General features: G+C 73.2%; 14 protein-coding genes. 11 read left to right on the top strand and 3 right to left on the bottom strand.

From position 1 onward, the window contains the following. Nucleotides 1–81: 81 nt before the first annotated feature. Both MFF61_RS10380 and MFF61_RS10375 read left to right on the top strand, forming a co-directional pair. The gene (locus MFF61_RS10380) at nt 82–1,446 is read left to right on the top strand and encodes a methyl-accepting chemotaxis protein (protein ID WP_238235035.1); all 1,365 of its coding nucleotides are present in this window, start codon (nt 82–84) and stop codon (nt 1,444–1,446) included. Nucleotides 1,447–1,676: 230 nt separating this feature from the next. Beyond that, entirely contained in the window at nt 1,677–1,877 is a 201-nt protein-coding gene (locus MFF61_RS10375; protein WP_238235034.1) for a hypothetical protein, read from the top strand. A gap of 67 nt (nt 1,878–1,944) precedes the next feature. Here the strand turns inward: MFF61_RS10375 and MFF61_RS10370 are convergent, their stop codons facing one another. Then, entirely contained in the window at nt 1,945–2,340 is a 396-nt protein-coding gene (locus MFF61_RS10370) for a DoxX family protein (RefSeq protein WP_238235033.1), read from the bottom strand. Between the two features lie 264 nt (nt 2,341–2,604). On the opposite strand from MFF61_RS10370, the gene fliF reads away from it, so the two are divergent. The 5 genes from fliF (at nt 2,605) to flbD (ending at nt 7,799) form a co-directional block, all read left to right on the top strand. Further along, complete coding sequence (fliF, locus tag MFF61_RS10365; protein ID WP_238235032.1) at nt 2,605–4,218, top strand: flagellar basal-body MS-ring/collar protein FliF; 1,614 nt, start codon at nt 2,605–2,607, stop codon at nt 4,216–4,218. A 41-nt stretch (nt 4,219–4,259) separates the two neighbouring features. Beyond that, the gene (gene fliG / locus MFF61_RS10360) at nt 4,260–5,321 is read left to right on the top strand and encodes a flagellar motor switch protein FliG (RefSeq protein WP_238235031.1); all 1,062 of its coding nucleotides are present in this window, start codon (nt 4,260–4,262) and stop codon (nt 5,319–5,321) included. 41 nt (nt 5,322–5,362) lie between these two features. Further along, complete coding sequence (locus tag MFF61_RS10355; protein WP_238235030.1) at nt 5,363–5,968, top strand: FliH/SctL family protein; 606 nt, start codon at nt 5,363–5,365, stop codon at nt 5,966–5,968. A gap of 50 nt (nt 5,969–6,018) precedes the next feature. After that, nucleotides 6,019–6,369 carry a flagellar motor switch protein FliN gene (gene fliN / locus MFF61_RS10350; protein ID WP_238235029.1) on the top strand — a complete coding sequence of 117 codons (351 nt, stop codon included), beginning with the start codon at nt 6,019–6,021 and terminating at the stop codon, nt 6,367–6,369. Nucleotides 6,370–6,434: 65 nt separating this feature from the next. After that, nucleotides 6,435–7,799, top strand: coding sequence for a sigma-54-dependent transcriptional regulator FlbD (gene flbD, locus MFF61_RS10345; protein WP_238235028.1), 1,365 nt, complete (start codon nt 6,435–6,437; stop codon nt 7,797–7,799). A 165-nt stretch (nt 7,800–7,964) separates the two neighbouring features. Here flbD and MFF61_RS10340 read toward each other — a convergent pair whose 3' ends face one another. Both MFF61_RS10340 and MFF61_RS10335 read right to left on the bottom strand, forming a co-directional pair. Continuing rightward, entirely contained in the window at nt 7,965–8,804 is an 840-nt protein-coding gene (locus MFF61_RS10340) for a hypothetical protein (RefSeq protein ID WP_238235027.1), read from the bottom strand. A gap of 57 nt (nt 8,805–8,861) precedes the next feature. Then, nucleotides 8,862–9,251 carry a hypothetical protein gene (locus MFF61_RS10335; protein WP_238235026.1) on the bottom strand — a complete coding sequence of 130 codons (390 nt, stop codon included), beginning with the start codon at nt 9,249–9,251 and terminating at the stop codon, nt 8,862–8,864. A 343-nt stretch (nt 9,252–9,594) separates the two neighbouring features. Between MFF61_RS10335 and flhA the strand changes: the two genes are divergently transcribed. The 4 genes from flhA (at nt 9,595) to MFF61_RS10315 (ending at nt 14,386) form a co-directional block, all read left to right on the top strand. Next, nucleotides 9,595–11,721, top strand: a complete 2,127-nt coding sequence (gene flhA, locus MFF61_RS10330; RefSeq protein ID WP_238235025.1) for a flagellar biosynthesis protein FlhA — start codon at nt 9,595–9,597, stop codon at nt 11,719–11,721. 132 nt (nt 11,722–11,853) lie between these two features. Further along, nucleotides 11,854–12,282 carry a group III truncated hemoglobin gene (locus MFF61_RS10325; protein WP_238235024.1) on the top strand — a complete coding sequence of 143 codons (429 nt, stop codon included), beginning with the start codon at nt 11,854–11,856 and terminating at the stop codon, nt 12,280–12,282. Nucleotides 12,283–12,456: 174 nt separating this feature from the next. Next, nucleotides 12,457–12,960: a hypothetical protein gene (locus MFF61_RS10320; RefSeq protein ID WP_238235023.1), complete on the top strand. Its 504-nt coding sequence runs from the start codon at nt 12,457–12,459 to the stop codon at nt 12,958–12,960. A 160-nt stretch (nt 12,961–13,120) separates the two neighbouring features. After that, a complete protein-coding gene (locus tag MFF61_RS10315) occupies nt 13,121–14,386 on the top strand; it encodes an MFS transporter (protein WP_306423388.1) in 1,266 nt (421 codons plus the stop codon). Nucleotides 14,387–14,406: the final 20 nt, after the last annotated feature.

Below are 14,406 nucleotides of genomic sequence, written 5' to 3'. Positions count from 1 at the left end.
CTCGTCCTGGCGCCCGAGGCCCGGCTGTTCAACGCCCTCGCGGAGGACAGCCGGCGGCTGCGGGAGAGCGTGGCGGACTCCATGACGCAGCCGAGCATGACGCCGCGGCTGCGCAAGGTGGGCACCGGACTCGCGACCTCGGTCGAGGTGCTGGAGACGGCGGCACGGGCGTACCAGGCGGCTGTCGACGCACGGCTCGCCGCCGCCGAGGGCATCCTCGGCGCGGTCGAGCGGATCGCGAGCGCCGCTAAGGCTCACACGGCCGAGGCCGATGCCCTGACCCGGCATGCCGCCGAGGAGGCGGCCCGGGCCCAGACGCTCCTGCTCGCCGCGCTGTTCGGCGGCGGCGGCGCGACCTGCGTGCTCGGCATCCTGCTGGCCGTCATCCTCGGCCGGTCGATCGCGCGTCCGGTCGTCGCCCTGAAGGTGGCCATCGAGCGGATCGCCGCGGGCGATCTCGCCACGGCGGTCCCGGGCCTCCACCGCCGGGACGAACTCGGCGAGATGGCGCAGGCGGTGCAGGTGCTGCGGGAATCCTCCGAGGAGCGGCTGCGCCTGCAGGCGGAGAGCGAGACGGCCCGGTCCGAGCGCGACCGCCGCGCCCTGGCCGTCGACGCGATGATCGGCACCTTCGACGACACCGCCCGGGCGATCCTGCGCAGCGTCGAAGCGGCCGCCGCCGAGCTGGCCGGCACGGCCGCGGACCTGTCGACCATCGCCGAGGACACGGACCGGCGGGCGGGCGCGACGTCGGCCGCCGCGCTGCAGACCTCCTCCAGCGTGACGGCGGTGGCCCACGCGATGGAGGAGATGAGCCTGTCGATCCGGGAGATCGGCGGACGGATGACGGCCTCGACCGATGCGGCCCATACGGCGGCCACACGGGTGGACGCGACCTCGGCCGCGATGAAGCAGCTCGCCGAGGCCGCCGGCCACGTCGACGAGGTCGTGACCCTGATCGCGACCATCACCGCGCAGACCAACCTGCTGGCGCTCAACGCCACCATCGAGGCGGCGCGGGCCGGCGAAGCGGGACGTGGTTTCGCCGTGGTGGCGGGGGAGGTGAAGGCGCTGGCCGAGCAGACCGCGGCCGCGACGACGCGGATCTCCGAACGGGTGGCGGCCATGCAGCAGCACACCGCCGCGGCGGTCTCGGCCATCGACGGCATCCGCTCCAGCATCGGCCAGGTGAGCGAGGCGTCGGGGGTCGTCGCGGTGGCGGTGGTCGAGCAGGAGGCCGCCACGCAGGACGTGGCCCGCAACATCCAGCAGGCGGCGATCGGCACCGACGGCGTCACGCAGAACACGGTCTCGGTCTCGCGCGGCGCCGCCGAGGTCCGGGCCGCCGCGGACCGGGTGCGCGAGGCGGTCGATTCGGTCTCCGGGCAGGTCGGCGACCTCTCCGACCGGATCGGCGGCTTCCTGGCCGCCATCCGGGCGGCGTAAGCCGCCCCCGGGCGGCCCGAGCCGCGTCCCGGCGGCGGCGCCGAGCGCCCTGTTCAGGCCGGCGGGCCGCGCGCCGGCCGTCACCGTTCATCCCTCGTCCATCTCTGCGGCAGGAAGAGCCCCGGTCTTGCCCCGGGCGCGTCGCATTGGCGCCCGACCGCCGTCCCGATCGGCCGCTCTACCGGGGCGGCCGGCCGCGACGGGCCGAGGTGACGACAGGATTGAACGTGATGGTGTCGCAAGCGCAGAGCCCGAACGCCACGGCCGATCGCCGTCCGGCCGCGGCTGGCGTCGCGGTCTGCTTCCGCCCCCTGGCCCTCCCGGCACTCGCCGCCGCGGTCCGCGCCGCCGCCGGCACGCCGCGCGGCGCGGCCGGTCCGGCCAAGGCGGTCCGGCCGGCGGACCTGCGCTGGGAGCCGGCCGGCGAGTAGGGCCGGCCGCGCCGGCCCGCCCGGCCGTTGCGCCGCGGGCGGGACCGCCGGTTCCCGTCCGCCCTCCTCAGGGGCGCAGACCGGCGGCCCGCATGCCCCCGAGCCAGTCGCGCCGGCGCGCATAGGCGATGCCGAGCAGGAGCACCAGGAGCAGGGAGGCCGGGACGGCCATCGCCAGGGGGTCGTGCGCGCGCAGGTGGCTCACCACCGCCCCCACCATGATCGCAGCCAGGAGCAGCGCGCCGGCGCCGGCGAAGCGCCGCGTGAGCAGCAGCGCCGCGCCCGCGAGCTGGCCCGCACCGATCGCGACCATGAACCAGGGCGCGTAGCCGAAGCGCGCGAAGGCGGCGACCTCGAAGTCAAGGGCCGCGAGCTTCATGCCGGCCGCGATGAGGAACACCGCCGCGATCGCGACCCGCAGCGCGCGCTCCGCCCGTTCGAGCCCTCCCGTGTGACGCGTCATTGCCATTCCCTCGTGCACCGGGCCCCGCGCCCGCCGTCTCGGGGTTGTGCCTAGCGGGGTGTCATGTCCGGGTGATTGCGCCGTTCGTTGCGAGGCGGTGCGAGGCGCTTCCCTGCCGGACCTGCGGGCTTTCCGGACGGAGCCGGCCCGACGATCGGCGATGCCGTTCGGCCGGCGCGGCGCGGGCGTTAACGCGTCACTAACCACGCATCGGCAATTTTTGCCTACGGGCCCGGTCGGCCCCGGGATTGGGTTGGACGCGTCGTGAAGCCGGTTCTCGATCTGGTGACGAAGTTCGGGCCGGCGCGACTCGCCGCGATGGGGGCGGTGACCCTGACCCTGATCGGGTTCTTCGCCTTCGTGATCCTGCGCGTCTCGCGCCCCGACATGGGCGTGCTCTACGCCGACCTGTCGATGCAGGATGCGGGCGCGGTGATCCGCGACCTCGACGCGCGCGGCATCCGCTACGAGGCCCGCGGCGATGCCGGGCAGACCATCCTGGCGCCGCGCGCCGACCTCGCGCGGCTGCGCATGGACCTCGCCGGGAAAGGCCTGCCGAGCGCGGGCGGGGTCGGCTACGAGATCTTCGACAAGGGCGACGCCTTCTCGACCACCTCCTTCGTGCAGAACGTCAACCACCTGCGGGCGCTCGAAGGGGAACTGGCGCGCTCGATCCGGGCGATCGGCCGGGTGCAGGCGGCGCGCGTCCATCTCGTCATCCCGGAGCGGCGGCTGTTCGTGCGCGACCGCGAGGCGCCGAGCGCCGCCATCGTGCTCAAGCTCGCGGGCGACCTCGACGCCGGACAGGTGCGGGCGGTGCGCCACCTCGTCGCCTCCTCGGTGGAGGGGCTGAAGCCCGAGCGCATCTCCATCGTGGACGAGCGCGGCCGACTCCTGGCGGACGGCGCCCGGGGCGAGGAGACGCAGGGGCAGATCGGCCTGGACGAGCGGCAGGCCAACCTCGAACACCGCCTGCGGGCGCAGGTCGAGACCATCGTGGCGGGCGTCGTCGGCGCGGGCCGGGCGCGCGTGCAGGTGGCGGCCGAACTCGACGTGAACCGCGTCGAGAGCCGCTCCGAGACCTTCGATCCCGAGAGCCGGGTGGTGCGCTCGACCCAGACCCGCTCGGAGACGCAGCAGAGCCAGAGCGCGCCCGAGACCGGCGTGAGCGTCGGCAACGAATTGCCGGGCGCGCGCGACGGCGCCCCCGCCCCCGGCCCGCGCGAGGCGTCGAACAAGAACGAGGAGACCACCAACTACGAGATCTCCCGGGTGACCCGCACGGAGGTGGCGGAGGGCGGCCGGGTCAAGCGCCTCTCGGTGGCGGTGCTGGTGGACGGCGCCTACGCGCCCGGCCCCGACGGCAAGCCGGCCTACGCGCCGCGCTCCAAGGAGGATCTGGAGCGCATCGCCGCCCTGGTGCGCACCGCGGTGGGCTACGACAAGGCCCGCGGCGACCAGATCGAGGTGGTCAACCTGCGCTTCGCCGAGAGCCCGGCCGTCCCCGAGTTCCAGGAGGAGGGCCTGATCGCCTCGCTGATGAAGCCGAGCCGCGAGGACGTGCTGCGCCTCGTGGAGATCGGGGTCCTGGCCCTGCTCACCCTGGTGGTGCTGCTCGCGGTGGTGCGCCCGCTGCTGCGCCGGGTGATCGCGTCCGACGAGCCGCCCGCGCTGATCGTCGCCGGGGCGCCGGCGCTCGCGGCGGCAGGCGGGTCCGAGCCCGAGGCGCTGCCTGACAGCCAGGCCAAGCGCCTCGTCGAATATGCCAAGATCAACGGCAAGGTGCAGGCCGAGACCATCGAGCGCGTGGCCGAGATCGTGCGCACGAACCCGGCCGAGACCGCCGAGGTGCTGCGCAACTGGATCAACGACCGCTGAGCCGGACCGAGAGACCCCGCGAGAGGGCCTGAGACACCGTCATGGCATCCACCGCCCAACCCGCCCCATCCTCCACCCTGGCCGCCGCGCTGGCGAATTCGCGGCTGGCCGAGCTGCCCGGGCCGCAGCGGGCCGCGGCGCTGCTGCTGCTGCTCGGCGACGACGCGGGCGCGCCGATCTGGAAGCTCCTCGAAGAGGACGAGATCAAGAAGGTCTCGCACGCGATGGTCCAGCTCGGCTCGCTGGAGGTCGAGACGGTCGAGCAGCTCATCGTCGAGTTCGTCTCGAAGCTGTCGTCGAGCGGCGGCGTGTCGTCGAGCTACGAGCGCACCGAATCGCTCCTGCTCAAGATCTTCCCGCCCGAGCAGGTCTCGCTGATCATGGCGGAGGTGAAGGGCGCCTCGGCGCGCCGGGTCTGGAGCAGCCTGACCCAGATCGACCCCGAGATCCTCGCCTCCTTCCTGCGCAGCGAATATCCGCAGACCGTCGCGGTGATCCTGTCGCGGGTGCGGTCGGAATACGCGGCGCGGGTGCTCACCATCCTGCCGGAGGATTTCGCCATCGACGTCCTCAACCGCATGCTGCGGATGGAGACGGTGCAGAAGGAGGCCCTGCGCCACATCGAGGAGACGCTGCGCAGCGAATTCGTCTCGACCATTGCGCAGACGACGCGGCGCGACGCGCACGAACTGATGGCGGAGGTCTTCAACGCCTTCGACCGCCAGACCGAGGCCCGCTTCCTCACCGCCCTCGACCAGAACAACCGGGGCGCCGCCAAGAAGATCCGGCAGCTGATGTTCACCTTCGAGGACCTGCTGAAGCTCGACGCCGGCAGCGTGCAGACGCTGATGCGCAACGTCGACCGCGACACGCTCGGCCGCGCGCTCAAGGGCGCCTCCGAGCCGGTGCGGGCGTTCTTCTTCGGCAACATGTCGAGCCGCGCGGTGAAGAACCTCCAGGACGAGATGGCATCGCTCGGCCCGATCCGCCTCAAGGAGGTCGACGAGGCCCAGGCCAAGATGACCGAGATGGCCAAGGACCTCGCCGAGAAGGGCGAGATCATGATCGCCAAGAACAGCGCCGAGGAGGAGCTGGTCTACTGAACCCCTCAGAACCCCTGATCTCCTCCACTCTCCGGTGACCGATGGCCGCGGCCCAGCGCTTCCTCTTCGACAACGACTTCCGCATCCCCGGCGGCAGCGCGGCGCGCGCCCGCGAGGCCGCCGAGCAGGCGGAGGCGGCGAGCCGCGCCGAGGCCCAGGCCGCGGCGCACGCCCGCGGGCTGCAGGAGGGGCGCGCCCAGGCCGAGGCCCAGGTGCAGGCGCGCCTCGCCGACGCGCTGAACCGCCTCGCGGCGGCGGCGACCGGCATGATCGCGGCCGCGGATGCCCGCGACGCCGAGCGCGAGGCCCAGGCCCTCGACTTCGCGATGGCGCTCGCGCGCAGGATCGCGGGCGAGGCGCTCGCCGCCCACCCGATGGAGGCGATCCTGGAGACCGCCCGCAGCGCCCTCCAGCACCTGCGCGGGGTGCCCCACCTCGCCGTGCGGGTGAACGACGCGCTGGTGGAGGAGACGGAAGGCGTCCTGAAGCGGCTCGCGCGCGAGCGCGGCTACGAGGGCCGGCTGATCGTGCTCGGCGACCCCGATCTCCTCCCGGGCGACGCCCGCATGGAATGGGCGGATGGCGGCGTGGTGCGCGACCGCGCCGCCATCGAGGCCGCCCTCGCGCGCGCGCTCGACCGCACCTGACCCCTGTCACCCAAGGCCCCCGTCACCCAAGGCCCCCGAAGGATCCCCGCATGGCCCCCGACAACGACCTCGGCCTGCCGCAGCTCAGCGAATCCGACCTCGCCTTCGACCAGGGAGGTCCCGCCTCGATGCGGGACGCGCCGACCTCCGCCAAGAGCGCGGCCGATCTCGAACAGGTCTTCGACGTGCCGGTGGTGATCTCGGCGGTGCTCGGCGCCTCGCGCATGCCGATCGGCGACCTCCTGCGGCTCGGCCCCGGCACCGTGCTCGAACTCGACCGCAAGGTCGGCGAGGCGATCGACATCTTCGTGAACAACCGCCTCGTCGCCCGCGGCGAGGTCGTGCTGGTCGAGGACCGCCTCGGCGTCACCATGACCGAGATCGTCAAGGGCGACGGCTGACCCCGCCTGCTTCCTCCCATCCCCCGGCGCCTCGACGCGCCGCGCCGCCCGAACCGGAACCCGCGATGCGCCTCCTCATCATCGGCCGCCTGAACGGCGAACTCGTCACCGCCTCCAAGATCGCCATGAGCCGGGGCGCCGCCGTCACGCAGGCGGATGGCGTCGAGCAGGGCCTCGGCGTGCTGCGCGCCAAGGGCGCCGACCTCGTGATGATCGATGTCGGCCTGCCGATCCGGGCCTTCGTCACGGCGCTCGGCGAGGAGCGCATCCGCACCCCGGTCGTCGCCTGCGGCACCGGCTCGGACGCGCGGGCCGCGGTGGCGGCGATCCAGGCGGGCGCCAAGGAATACGTGCCGCTGCCCCCGGATCCGGAGCTGATCGCCGCCGTGCTGGAGGCGGTGGCGGCGGATGCCCGCGCCTTCGTGTGGCGCGACCCCGCGATGGAGCGGGTGGTGACGCTCGCCGAGCAGGTGGCGCGCTCGGACGCCTCCGTGCTGATCTCGGGCGAGAGCGGCACCGGCAAGGAGGTGCTGGCCCGCCACGTCCACGCGAAGTCGTCCCGCGCCCAGAAGCCGTTCGTGAGCGTCAACTGCGCGGCGATCCCCGATGCGCTGCTCGAATCCGAGCTGTTCGGCCACGAGAAGGGGGCCTTCACCGGGGCGGTGGCGCGGCGCATCGGCAAGTTCGAGGAGGCGAGCGGCGGCACGCTCCTGCTCGACGAGATCTCCGAGATGGACGTGCGCCTCCAGGCCAAGCTCCTGCGCGCCCTGCAGGAGCGGGTGATCGACCGGGTCGGCGGCGCGCAGCCGGTGCGCGTCGACCTGCGCGTGCTCGCGACCTCGAACCGCAACCTCGCCGAGGAGGTCCGCAAGGGCAGCTTCCGGGAGGACCTGCTCTACCGCCTCAACGTGGTGCACCTGCGCCTGCCGGCCCTGCGCGAGCGCCCGGCCGACATCCTGGAACTCGCCGGCCACTTCGCCCGCAAGTACGCGGAGGTGAACGGCGTGCCGGCCCGGCCGCTCTCGGCGGAGGCGCGCCGCCTCCTCGTCACCAATCCCTGGCGGGGCAACGTGCGGGAGCTGGAAAACACCCTGCACCGGGCGGTGCTGCTCGCGAGCGGAGCGGAGATCGGCCCGGAGGCGATCCGCACGCCCGAGGGCGATGCGCTCGACGGGCCGGTGGGCACCGCCGCGCGGGCGGTGCAGACCGCCGAGGCGGTGACGCGCAGCCTCGTCGGGCGCACGGTGGCGGAGGTGGAGCGCGACCTGATCCTCGACACCCTCGACCATTGCCTGGGCAACCGCACCCACGCGGCACGCATCCTCGGCATCTCGATCCGCACGCTGCGCAACAAGCTCAACGAGTACACGGATGCCGGCGTCCCCGTGCCGGAGCCGGGACAGGCGCGCGCGATCGCAGCGTATGGCTGAGCGGAACGGCGTTCCCCCTCACGGTCGCATCGCTCTCATCGTCGAAGCGATGGCCACGCCGGTGCAGGCGGCCCAGACGCGAAAAGCCCCTCTCCCGGACGGGAGAGGGGCCGTCGTCCCGCGCTTCAGGCGGGACGCGTCACACTGGAACGCGGGCTCCGGCCCTCAGCGCCGGTCGGTGCCCAGCGGCTGGCGGGCCGGCGGCAGCTCGTCCTCGATGCCGACGTGGCGATCGCGGGTGGTGCCGGCGAGGCTGTCGCGGTCGGTGGCGGCGTCGAGGGCCCGGGCAGCCGGGGGGGCGCCCGCCGCGTAGGGCGTGCCGCCGGTGGGAAGGCCGGCGCCGGTGTTGAGGCCGGTCGTGGTCGAGCCCGCCGCGCCGATCGCGGTGCTGCCGACCTCGCCGCTCGCGACCGAGGCGGGGTTGCTGTAGGAGGGCGCGGCCGGGTCGTGACGCCCGCTCCAGCCCTCGCTGCGCCAGCCCTTCGCGCGCTCGTCCATGTCGACCGAGCCATGCTCCTTGAGCACAGCCGCAACGCGGTCCGCCACGGCGTCGTCGGCCCGCACGGTGACGAGGGTGCCGCCGCGGCGCACGCCCTCGGCGTAGGAATGCGCCTCCTCCTCGCTAAGGCCCGCGCCGGTGAGCGAACCGAGGATGCCGCCCGCCGCCGCGCCGACGCCCGCGCCGGCGAGCGTGGTGACCAGCCAGCCCGCCGCCACGACCGGGCCGACGCCCGGGATGGCGAGGAGACCGAGGCCGGTCAGCAGGCCGGCGCCGCCGCCCAGCACCGTGCCGACGCTCGCACCGGCCCCGGCGCCGCTCGATGCCTTGTCGGCGGTATCGTGGTGGTCGGCGTGGCCGGCGGTGTGACGCGAGTAGCGGTCGCCCTCGTTGTTGGCCACGATGCTGATGTCGGCGTGGGGGACGCCGGCCGCCTCGATCTTGCGTACAGCGGCGGCGGCATCGTCGTAATTGTCGAACAGAGCCGAGAGGGTACGGGTCGCCATCGGGGCGTTCCTTTCAATCCGAGGAAGGGGTTCCGGGCCAAGGCCGGTCGGGTCGTGTCACTGCACGACGGCGACGTTGCCCTTGAAGTCCAGGCCGACCTGGACCGACTTGCCCGCATGCATCGCGGTGCCGCGCCAGATGCCCTGGTCGTCCTTCTTGAGTTCCTTGATCTCCGTGAAGCCGGACTTCTCCAGCCGGCTGCGGGCCTGGCCCTCGGTGAAGCTGTTGGCGCCGGGCTCCAGCTTGGCGTTGGTGAGCGTCCCGGTGGTGTTGGGGTTGGTGCGATCGACGGTGTCGGTGTTCGGCCGGGTGACGGCCTCCTGCCCCTGCGACTGCGTGCTGGGCTTGGCGTCCCGGGCCGGATCGCCCGTGACGGTGGTCTGCGCCTGCGCGATCCCGGCTCCCAGGAGGCTGAGCGCCGCAACGGTGATCAGGGTGGTGCGCATGATCTCCTCGACGTTGGTCGGTTTGGCTACCGTCTCAATCGTTACGCCGCCGCTTGGTTCCGCTTGTTCGGCCGGATCCCGCAACGCAAAGCGATTTTGCCGGCCAAGTCTGTCAAACTTGACCGTCGGATCCCGTGTCTTGTGCTTACTTTCTGTTGGGAAGCAGGGCGGTACGACATCGAGAATGCTGCAAAGCAACGAAGGGCGGCATGGGCAGATTTTGCATCGACGCGCCCGCCGCGCGCAGGCCTCTACGGCGGCGCGAGGCGGCCCGGCCGCTTAACGGATCCTTCACCATGCACCCGGCAGAACTTGCCGGGTGCGGGCCGGAGGGCGGGGCGGGATGAGCGGGGCGGGACCGACGGGGCTGGGGAGCCTGCGCGCCTTCGCGGTCCCGACGCGGGCCGACCTCATCGGGCTGACCAAGCGCAGCGACCTCGTGCTGGCCATCGCGGTGATGAGCATCCTCGTGGTGCTGATCTTCCCGCTGCCGGCGCTCATGCTCGACCTGCTGCTCGCGGTCTCGATCATCCTGTCCGTGCTGATCCTGATGACGAGCCTGTTCATCGAGAACCCGCTCGAATTCACGGTCTTCCCGACCATCCTGCTCATCGCCACGATGCTGCGGCTGGCGCTCAACCTCGCCTCGACCCGGCTGATCCTGGGCCACGGGCACGAGGGCACCGCGGCAGCCGGCCACGTCATCGAGGCGTTCGGGCACTTCGTGATGGGGGGCAACTTCCTGATCGGGATCATCGTGTTCGCGATCCTGATCATCGTGAACTTCGTGGTGATCACGAAGGGGTCCGGCCGCATCGCAGAGGTCGCGGCCCGCTTCAGCCTCGACGCGATGCCGGGCAAGCAGATGGCGATCGACGCCGACCTCTCGGCGGGACTGATCGACGAGAAGGCCGCCAAGTCCCGGCGCCAGGCGCTGGAGGAGGAGAGCGCCTTCTTCGGCGCCATGGACGGCGCCTCGAAATTCGTGCGCGGCGATGCGGTGGCCGCGCTGCTCATCACGGTCATCAACGTGGTGGGCGGCATCATCGTCGGCACGATGCAGCAGGGGATGGCCTTCGGGACGGCCGCCAAGGCCTACACGCTGCTCACCGTCGGCGACGGGCTGGTGAGCCAGGTGCCGGCCCTCATCGTCTCGACGGCCGCGGGCCTGCTCGTGTCGAAGGCGGGCGTGCGGGGGGCGGCCGACCGGGCGCTCGGGCGGCAGATCGCCAACTACCCGAAGGCGCTCGGCATGTCGGCGGCGGTGATGCTGCTGATCGCGCTCCTGCCCGGAATCCCGATGCTGCCCTTCCTGGCGCTGGCGGGCGGGGCCGCCTACCTGGCGCGGCGCATCGCCCAGATGCCGAAAGCCGTCGATCCCGATGCCCCGGCGGCCGCCGGCGCCGGCGAGGGCGGCGCGGCCGGGCCCAAGGAGGAGACCGTCTCCGACCTCCTCAAGCTCGACGACCTCAAGCTGGAGATGGGCTACGCGCTCCTCTCCCTCGTCAACGGGCCGGGCGGGCAGGACCGGCTCACCGAGCAGATCAAGGCCCTGCGCCGGCAGCTCGCGGCCGAACTCGGCTTCGTGATGCCCTCGGTGCGCATCCTCGACAACGTGCAGCTCGACGCCAACACCTACGTGGTGCGCGTGAAGGAGATCGAGGCGGGCACCGGCCAGATCTTCCCCGGCCAGTTCATGGCGATGGACCCGATGGGCGGCCAGGTGCAGCTCCCCGGCCAGCACCTGCTGGAGCCGACCTTCGGGCTGCCCGCCACCTGGATCGACGCCTCGCTGCGCGACCAGGCCCAGATCCGCGGCTACACCGTGGTGGACGCCGCCACCGTGGTCTCGACCCACCTCACCGAGGTGATCAAGGCCCATGTCTCGGAACTGCTGAACCACGTCGAGGTGCAGAAGCTCCTGAAGGAACTGCCCAAGGAGCACGGCGACCTGATCAAGGAGGTGGTGCCGAGCCAGATCGCCACCACGGGCGTCCAGCGGGTGCTGCAGTACCTGCTCGCCGAGCGGGTCTCGATCCGCGACCTCGGGACCATCGTGGAGGGCATCGCGGAGGTGGCCGGCCACGTGAAGAACCCGCGCGATATCGTCGAGCACGTCCGCGCGCGGCTGGGGCGCCAGATCTGCGCCCAGTACCAGGGACCGGGCGGCGTCCTGCCGATCATCACCCTCTCGCCCGCCTGGGAGGGCGCCTTCATGGAGGCGATCGTCGGCCAGGGCGACGAGCGCCACCTCGCCATGCAGCCCTCGCGGCTGTCCGAGTTCGTGAACGCGGTACGCGACCGCTTCGAGGAGGCGGCCCGGATGGGCGAGATGCCGGTCCTCGTCACCTCGGTGCAGGCCCGGCCCTTCGTGCGCTCGATCATCGAGCGCTTCCGGCGCGAGACCCCGGTGATGAGCCAGGCGGAGATCCACCCGCGGGCGCGGCTGAAGACCGTGGGGTCGGTCTGAGCGGAAAGGCCCCATGCCCTTCTGCCGAGGCTCGTGACGGCGCCTCGCGGGGCCCTGTCCCGACCGCATGATCGCGTGGCCGTCCGGCCCTTATCCCTTGCGGCCGTCCGCACCGATCGGCATCTGACCGGCATGGCTCGGACGATTCTCGACGAGAACAGCCTCGCTCCCTTCCTGGCGGCCTTCTACGAGGCCGTCCGCCGCGACCCCCTCATCGGCCCGGTCTTCGCGGCGGCGATCGCGGACGCCGACTGGCCGCAGCACATGGCAACGATCGAGGCGTTCTGGTCCTCGGTCCTCTTCAAGACGGGCCGCTACAAGGGCAACCCGTTCGGGAAGCATCAGGCGCTCGGCGTCTTGCAGCCCGAGCATTTCGCGCGCTGGCTCGACCTGTTTCGAGACACCGCGGCCGCGCGCTTCCATCCCGAGGATGCCGTCGCCCTCCAGGCGCGAGCCGAGCGGATCGGCGACAGCCTCCGGGCCGGCCTGTTCTTCAGACCCGAGACGGCGGTCGAGCCGCCTGTCGTGGGCGGAGCCGATGCACCGACCGGCACGACCTGAACACGTCGGCGTGCCGCGCCGACGCGCTCACGGGGTGCGAGACAGGCCCGTGACGGAGCACCGGGAGGCCGGGCCGACCTGCGGCCAGTCCGCCGGACCGGCCGGTGCGCCGCCGTACATCCGGCGGGCGGCCGCAGCCGCAGGGTGGGGTCCGCCCCCGTCACGGCTCGTCCGATGCTCCTGTCCCGCCTGCTCCCCGACCGCACGCCGCTGCTCCCCGGCCCCGCCCATCTGGCGATCCACCTCGCCCAGGCCGCCCTCTGCACCGCATTGGCGATCGGCCTCGCGCGGTCCTTCGACGGCCCGGTCTTCGATCTTCCGCCGTCGGGGTTCCTGCGCTTCTTCGCGGGCCTGCTCGTCGGGTGCGGCCTCGTGGCCGCGGGCTTCGCGGTGGCGGTGCACGCGCTCGCCCGGCGCCGCGGCCTCGCCTTCGTGCCACGGCCCGAGGCCCAGGCCGGGTTCCGGGCGTGGTACCAGGGCCTGTCGCGGGCGCGCTGGTGCCTCCTCTACGCCGCGCCGAACGCCGTGATCCTGACGCTGATGCTCACGCAGTTGCAGGCGCGCGAGAGCCTGCTGATGCGGCCCGGCCTCGTCCTGTCGCCGATGCCTCTCGTCACCTTCCTCCTCTTCGTGCTGATGTTCTGCCTCATGCGGCGGCGGCTGTTCGTGCTGGTCTGACGCGGCGGGAGGCCAAGCCCCGCCCTCAAGGCTGAGGTGGACGGCGCCCGGCGCGGCTGTCCCTGCCTGCGAAATGGTCTAAGTGCCGCCTTGGCGCGCATCCGGCGCGCATCCGGCGCGCATCCGGCGCGCGTGGCACGGACCCGGGAGGGCTGAGACGGTGGCGATCATCCGGGAGGCCGAGGGCGCGGGGCGGCACGGGCGCACCGGATGCGCGCCGGATGCGCGCCAGGGGGGCCTGCGCCGGCCGCTCTGGATCGCGCTCGGCCTGATGCTGATCGCCTTCAACCTGCGCCCGGCGCTCTCCAGCGTCGGTCCGCTGCTGGGGCCGATCCGGGCCGATACGGGCCTGTCGGGCGCGCTCGCGGGCGCGCTGATCACCCTGCCGGTCCTGTGTCTCGGCGTCTTCGGCCGCCTCGGCCCCCCGGTGACGCGCCGGCTCGGGCCGGATGCCGGCGTGCTGGTCTTCCTGCTGCTGATCGCCGCCGGACTGGCGCTGCGCGGGCTCGGCGGCCTGCCGGCCCTTTTTGCCGGCTCGGTGCTGGCCGCGGGCGGCATCGGCGTCGTCGGGGTGATCCTGCCCGGCATCGTCAAGCGCGACTTCCCCGACCGGCCCGGCCTGATGATGGGCCTCTACACGGCGGTGCTGTGCCTCGGGGCGGCCGCGGGGGCGGGCCTGAGCGTGCCGGCCGGGCAGGCGCTCGGGTCGTCCTGGCAGGGGCCGATGATGATCTGGGCGCTGCCGGCGCTGCTCGCGGCGCTGGCGTGGCTGCCGTTCGTGCGCGCCGCGCCGCCGGCGGCCGGCACGGCGCCGCGGCGCACCCTCGGGCGCCTGTGGCGCGACCGGCTCGCCTGGCAGGTCACCGGCTTCATGGGCGCGCAATCCTCGCTCGCCTACATCGTCTTCGGCTGGCTGCCCGCCGCCCTGATCGACCGGGGCGCCGACCCGGTCTCGGCCGGCCTCGTCGCCTCGCTGTCGGCGATGGCGCAGACGATCCTGGCGCTGCTCGTGCCGACGCTCGCCGCACGGCGGCGCGACCAGCGGGCCTGGGTGCTCCTCGTGGTCGGGCTCGCGGCGGGCGGCTTCTGCGGCCTTCTCGTCGGGCCGCCCGGGCTCGTCTGGCCCTTCGCGCTCGCGCTCGGCCTCGGGCTCGGCGGCTGCTTCGGCCTCGCGCTCACGCTGATCGTGCTGCGCGCGCCGGATCCGCAGACCGCGGGCGACCTCTCGGCGATGGCGCAGGGGGTCGGGTACTGCCTCGCGGCGCTGGGACCGTTCCTGATCGGGCTCGCGCACGACGGAAGCGGGGGCTGGGGCCTGCCCGCCGCGCTCTACGCGTGCCTCGGCGTCGCGGCGGCGACGCTCGGGCTGCTCGCCGCACGCGACCGCACCGTGCTGGCCCCCCGTGGGGGCGTGCCCGCCCCCTGAGGGGGCGGCCCCCTTGAGGG

Origin of the sequence: Methylobacterium isbiliense (assembly GCF_022179325.1) — a bacterium.
Classification (GTDB): domain Bacteria; phylum Pseudomonadota; class Alphaproteobacteria; order Rhizobiales; family Beijerinckiaceae; genus Methylobacterium; species Methylobacterium isbiliense.
This window is presented reverse-complemented; position numbering and strand designations above follow the sequence as displayed.

Excerpts from the sequence above, each read along its gene's own strand:
- MFF61_RS10335 (WP_238235026.1), bottom strand. The coding sequence starts at position 9,251 with ATGCGCACCACCCTGATCACCGTTGCGGCGCTCAGCCTCCTGGGAGCC.
- MFF61_RS10325 (WP_238235024.1), top strand. The coding sequence starts at position 11,854 with ATGGCTCGGACGATTCTCGACGAGAACAGCCTCGCTCCCTTCCTGGCG.
- MFF61_RS10380 (WP_238235035.1), top strand. The coding sequence starts at position 82 with ATGACGCAGCCGAGCATGACGCCGCGGCTGCGCAAGGTGGGCACCGGA.
- flhA (WP_238235025.1), top strand. The coding sequence starts at position 9,595 with ATGAGCGGGGCGGGACCGACGGGGCTGGGGAGCCTGCGCGCCTTCGCG.
- MFF61_RS10340 (WP_238235027.1), bottom strand. The coding sequence starts at position 8,804 with ATGGCGACCCGTACCCTCTCGGCTCTGTTCGACAATTACGACGATGCC.
- fliG (WP_238235031.1), top strand. The coding sequence starts at position 4,260 with ATGGCATCCACCGCCCAACCCGCCCCATCCTCCACCCTGGCCGCCGCG.
- MFF61_RS10375 (WP_238235034.1), top strand. The coding sequence starts at position 1,677 with ATGGTGTCGCAAGCGCAGAGCCCGAACGCCACGGCCGATCGCCGTCCG.
- flbD (WP_238235028.1), top strand. The coding sequence starts at position 6,435 with ATGCGCCTCCTCATCATCGGCCGCCTGAACGGCGAACTCGTCACCGCC.
- MFF61_RS10355 (WP_238235030.1), top strand. The coding sequence starts at position 5,363 with ATGGCCGCGGCCCAGCGCTTCCTCTTCGACAACGACTTCCGCATCCCC.
- MFF61_RS10320 (WP_238235023.1), top strand. The coding sequence starts at position 12,457 with ATGCTCCTGTCCCGCCTGCTCCCCGACCGCACGCCGCTGCTCCCCGGC.
- MFF61_RS10370 (WP_238235033.1), bottom strand. The coding sequence starts at position 2,340 with ATGACGCGTCACACGGGAGGGCTCGAACGGGCGGAGCGCGCGCTGCGG.
- fliN (WP_238235029.1), top strand. The coding sequence starts at position 6,019 with ATGGCCCCCGACAACGACCTCGGCCTGCCGCAGCTCAGCGAATCCGAC.